Source organism: Trichocoleus desertorum AS-A10, assembly GCF_039962155.1.
Classification (GTDB): Bacteria; Cyanobacteriota; Cyanobacteriia; order FACHB-46; family FACHB-46; genus Trichocoleus.
Genome location: NZ_JAMPKN010000111.1, coordinates 1 through 4,593 on the forward strand (window position 1 = coordinate 1; position 4,593 = coordinate 4,593).

The window sequence follows — 4,593 nt, forward strand, 5'->3', positions numbered from 1 at the left end:
GACCCGCTACCTGTATTTCGACAGTTGGGATCACTTGCTCACCTTCATGCTCGAAGGATTAGAGCTAGACATCTCACCCAATACCAGTTAAATTGCCATACTGAGAATTGCTGCCGTAACCCACTCAGCGTGACAAACTGTGCCAACAAGTGCAGCTTGGTGTCAATGGGTGATGGCTCGTGCCAACGTGTGATCGTACAACCGTGTGATTGTGTGAACGTGCGATCGTAGGCGGTAAAAGTTAGGCTCTTTTGAGGGCAGCAAAATGCCCTTCAACTTCTTATCTAATACGAGTTGTGGATGGATCACCCTACCTGCGAGTTCAATTAATAAAGAACAGGTGGGGTAATCCAGCGATCGTTTGAAAGAGTGGAAAAGTTTTGGGGCGATCGCAGTTGCTTGGTCAGCTTTGATTCATGTGCAGTTTTTAGGACTCTGCAAATTTTGCACATGAATCAAACGGGGAGACTGGCATCAGTAGGGATGCTCTCCCAAGCAAAGGAACACAAGGATCGGCGCACTACCTAATTAGGTTGAGTTGAGTCAAGCTCTCCAATTCATACCGCCATTGGTTCTCGAGTGGAGTGATATACATCAACTTCTTTGCTTCCGGCGCAATTTCTTCAGATGGAGCCAACTCCATCCAATCATGGAAAGAAATGCCGAGTTGTGAAATCGCTTTGATCTCAGTCTGGTAAGACTCAAATCGATAATTCGTTTCAATCATCAATTCCATCACTTCAAATACCTTTGGCAACCGCTTCATAGCCTCCTGTCTCATTTCTTCCCGATTGCCAAAGATGCTGCCCTGAACCTCACTTGTGGCCACAATGGCTGGAGGTAACTCTTGAACCCACTTGTAGCCCAACTCCGTTCCTTGGTCTTTTTTCCAACTAAACAGATGGTCTCGAAGTAATTCAAAGACAGCACTTTCATCTAAAGATGAGTCTAGCCATTGATAGATACGTGTAAGGCGACGCAAATCCGTCTGGCCTTTGAACTGAGGATCTAGATAAGCAGCTGGATTTGAGGTTAATAGAATTTCAATGTATCTAGCAACGCGATCGCGAATTTGCTCAGCCCCTTCCTGGAAGCGACGCAAAGCAGTATCCCCTTCCTCTAGCTCCAGATAACAACGAGCTTCTGCAATATAGGCTAGTGATAGAGTCAGTAAATACTCATCAGCAATCTGGCTTTGTTGCTTGAGTTCTTGATCAACAGCGTCAATGTAAATATGTTCAACTTCTAAAAAGAGCTTGATGGCAGATAAAGCACTGCTTCTACGGTTTTCAGGCTTATGCATCGTAAAAGCATTAGTCGCCAAATTTAAAGCCGCTCGAAACTTGGCATAAAAGCCGAGATCAATCTTGCGGTCCACTTTATTGAGCAACTCTGTGACATCTTGCAAACGCTTCTCCAGCTCATTGAGGCGTTGAATGATGACTGCAAAGCCGATAACTGATACCCCAAGAGTGAGCATATTCGCAGCAGACGTAACTTGTGGCATAGCCCTGCTGCCAACCAGTGCCAAATCCTCCCGGAGCCAAGATACAACGTGTTTGCTGCCTACCTCACGGATCACACCACCGACCCGTTCGTAAATTCCACTCGCTAAGCCTGCACTAAGATGGTCGGGAATCAAGAAAGTTGTAGTTAGTGTTTGCATCGTTAGCTGCTTAGTTCATTGTCATATTGGCGATCGCTCTGTTCCAGTAGCGAACTTGAATCAGACGGTTCTATGGGTTTCGATGATGAACTGCTGTCTCGAGAGGTGCCAGACTTTTGCGCTTGCTCCCTAGCCCGTTTCTTGGCCATCCAAGCCAAAGCACTTTCACGAATCTCCCTAGTGCGTTCTGGGGTCAGTTTCCGCATGTTTCTCCACGGGTATCGGCACTAGTAACAGGCGAACTTGAGTCGGATAGTTCCACGGGGTCTGATGGTGAACTGCTGGCAGACTCTTGCGATCTCTCCTTGGCCCCTTGTTCCTCAGCCCATTTGATAGCTCTTTCGCGAATTCGTTTCGCGATCGCTGGAGTTAACTTCCTTGTCATACTCCCCCACGTGTATTGGCACTAGTAATAGGTGAGTATTCTAGTGGAGTGAGGGAGCGATCGCAGTATTTTGATCACACCTTTTCACGTCCTTTCACGCTTAAGTAGTTTCCAGGGACGACTTAGTTTTAGCGTCGGGAAATTAAAAGTTTTTAACGGCTATTTTCACTGCTACTAAATCAGGACGTGATAGAGCGGCTCCTAGCAACTGAGGTAACCAATTCTCTTGATTATTAATCTGGAATTATTACAGATTGATTTTTTCCCGTGCTAAGAAAGAACTGAGGATACTTCCGAAGGAGCCAGAGTATGCCACAGGTCATGAATGCAGCTTTGCCCACCCTAACTGCCCTCTCTCTCCTCATCGTTGGAATTACTCCCGCTCGTAGCGAGGTGCTGTGGTACGGGGGAGATATCAATCCGCGTAGCAGTTCGTTCAACAACACCCGCCTAACTGATGCCTATGGCAGTACCGTTTTGGATGACTTCGTTGTTACTGATGCCGCCAGCTGGCATGTAACTGGCTTGTTCTCCAACAATACTCCTGGCTACTCTACGGGTATGCCTCCTTTTACTGAAGCTGCCTGGAGTGTTCGTACTGGGGTTGCCAATGGTGAATTTGGAACCTTCCTCTTCAGTGGTATCAGCCCGGTAACTGTAACTCCTACAGGACGTACAGGGGGTGAGTTTACAGTCGCAGTGAATAACCTTTCCTTCGATCTGGCTCCTGGTTCTTACTTCATGAGTGTTAGCCCGATTGCTCAAGGCCAGTACTACTACGTTGGCCGTTCAGGCGGTGCAAATGCCGTTGGTACAGCAGGCTCTAGGGGAATTTTTCGGGAAAGTCGCTTTATTGTGAATGGTGCACCAGACAATCGCATTTTGGAGTACATCAGCCCCCTGGTTCAATGGGAGCGACAGGAAATGCACTAGCCCACCTCAGCCCCTCTGCTTCAATGGGAGTGACGGGAAATGTAAAACAGAAGAACGTAGCGGTTCCAGAGCCTCAGGCCTTCAGCCTACTTGGTACGGCTTTGGTCGGTATATTCTTTCTGCAAAGTTACAAAGGAGTAATACCAATTTCTAAAAATCGGGCTACAAATGATTGGCTGTAGGGGCGAACGGCCATTCGCCCCTACGAATATCTGTAAAGAGAATTTAGAGAATTGGTATAACTCACCACAAGCAGATTAAGTATCAGTAGAAGTTTGGCTCAATCTAGGGTGCTGGCTGTACTACCCTGCCCTGCAGCGGTTGTCACAATTTTTAAGGTCGCAACGGGGTGAGATAAGAGAAGGCGGTAGCGGGCATAGAAGGCGGAGGGCGATCGCTATTTGTATAGTCCGTCCAACTTGTTCAGTCTTGTTCAGTCATTCTCCTGCATGTAGGCAAGTTGATTTGTTGGAGAATACAACAGCAACATTGAGTCATTGGCAAATTGGCTTCTGGTGTAACATTCTCCTCCCTCCTTAAGGTCTAACGGTTCCCATGAAGGTGCTGGAGAATACACACCCATCTTCGGCGGTCCATCCATGTCGCGACAAGCTTCAAAATCCTGAGCGAGTAATCGCTTCTGCTCAATAAACTTCTCAATATTTGATAAATTCACATTGAAGCGACAAGAGTAGGAATAACCGTAATCTGCATTCTGACCATTAGTTACACACTGAATGTTGGATGCTTTCCCAACAAGATTGGGATATTGAATGTAGAACCCAGCAGAAGTTGGGATGGCACTACGGGTGTTCAGCAGGCGGGGAACAGCGAAACTAAGGAGCGAGAGATAAGTAATGAAACAATAAGGAACAACAATGGCACAAACAATGAGGAATCGAAGTAATTGTTTTTCCATTGAAGCTCCTTACGCAGTCTCTTTGTGAGCAACAGCACTAAAACAGCCAGTACCACAACACTTAAGCTTCCAATTGCTTCGAGTATTCATATGACTAGTTGATAACATTCTGAGCGATCGCCACTTTCACTCTTTCACCTAGCTCTTTAAGGCCGTTAATCTCGCTAATTTGCGGGTGGCGATCGCTACTTGTATTTCCCGTCCAGCTTTCTCAGTCATTCGCTTGCATGTAAGCAAGTTGATTTGTTGGAGAATACAACAGCAACACCTGATCAACGTAAGCTCCTGGAACTCCTCGATATTGGTCGTTGATATAACATTCTCCTCCCTCCTGAACGCCTGACGGTTTCCACGATGCCGGAGAATACCCTCCTACGTGCGGCCCATCCATGTTGTAACACTCTCCATCCTGAGAGAGTAACTGGCTCTCCCTAATAAACTGCTCGATATTTGATGAGTTCACATTGAAGCGGCAATGGTGCGAATAACCCTCATCTGTCCTGTCTCGACTATTAGTTACACACTGAAGGTTGGATACTTTCCCAACAAGGTTGGGATATTGAATGTAGAATCCAGCATAAGTTGAAACAACGCTATGGGTATTTAGCAGACGGGGGACAGCGGAAGCAACAAGCAAGACATAGACAATGAAACAACAGGGAGTAGCGATGGCACAACCAATGAGTAGTT

At 46.6% G+C, this 4,593-nt stretch carries 5 protein-coding genes; 1 reads left to right on the top strand and 4 read right to left on the bottom strand.

Annotation, left to right across the window (positions count from 1 at the left end):
- Positions 1-520: 520 nt before the first annotated feature.
- On the bottom strand, positions 521-1,666 hold the full coding sequence (locus NDA01_RS31345) for a hypothetical protein (RefSeq protein ID WP_348231130.1): 1,146 nt from the start codon (positions 1,664-1,666) through the stop codon (positions 521-523).
- Between the two features lie 2 nt (positions 1,667-1,668).
- Complete coding sequence (locus NDA01_RS31350; RefSeq protein ID WP_348231131.1) at positions 1,669-1,872, bottom strand: hypothetical protein; 204 nt, start codon at positions 1,870-1,872, stop codon at positions 1,669-1,671.
- A gap of 488 nt (positions 1,873-2,360) precedes the next feature.
- On the opposite strand from NDA01_RS31350, the gene NDA01_RS31355 reads away from it, so the two are divergent.
- Entirely contained in the window at positions 2,361-2,984 is a 624-nt protein-coding gene (locus NDA01_RS31355; RefSeq protein ID WP_348231132.1) for a hypothetical protein, read from the top strand.
- A gap of 433 nt (positions 2,985-3,417) precedes the next feature.
- Here the strand turns inward: NDA01_RS31355 and NDA01_RS31360 are convergent, their stop codons facing one another.
- Entirely contained in the window at positions 3,418-3,903 is a 486-nt protein-coding gene (locus NDA01_RS31360) for a hypothetical protein (protein WP_348231133.1), read from the bottom strand.
- A gap of 211 nt (positions 3,904-4,114) precedes the next feature.
- Positions 4,115-4,593, bottom strand: a 479-nt coding sequence (locus NDA01_RS31365) for a hypothetical protein (protein ID WP_348231134.1), incomplete at its 5' end; no start/stop codon positions are given.

Excerpts from the sequence above, each read along its gene's own strand:
- NDA01_RS31345 (WP_348231130.1), bottom strand. The coding sequence starts at position 1,666 with ATGCAAACACTAACTACAACTTTCTTGATTCCCGACCATCTTAGTGCA.
- NDA01_RS31350 (WP_348231131.1), bottom strand. The coding sequence starts at position 1,872 with ATGCGGAAACTGACCCCAGAACGCACTAGGGAGATTCGTGAAAGTGCT.
- NDA01_RS31355 (WP_348231132.1), top strand. The coding sequence starts at position 2,361 with ATGCCACAGGTCATGAATGCAGCTTTGCCCACCCTAACTGCCCTCTCT.
- NDA01_RS31360 (WP_348231133.1), bottom strand. The coding sequence starts at position 3,903 with ATGGAAAAACAATTACTTCGATTCCTCATTGTTTGTGCCATTGTTGTT.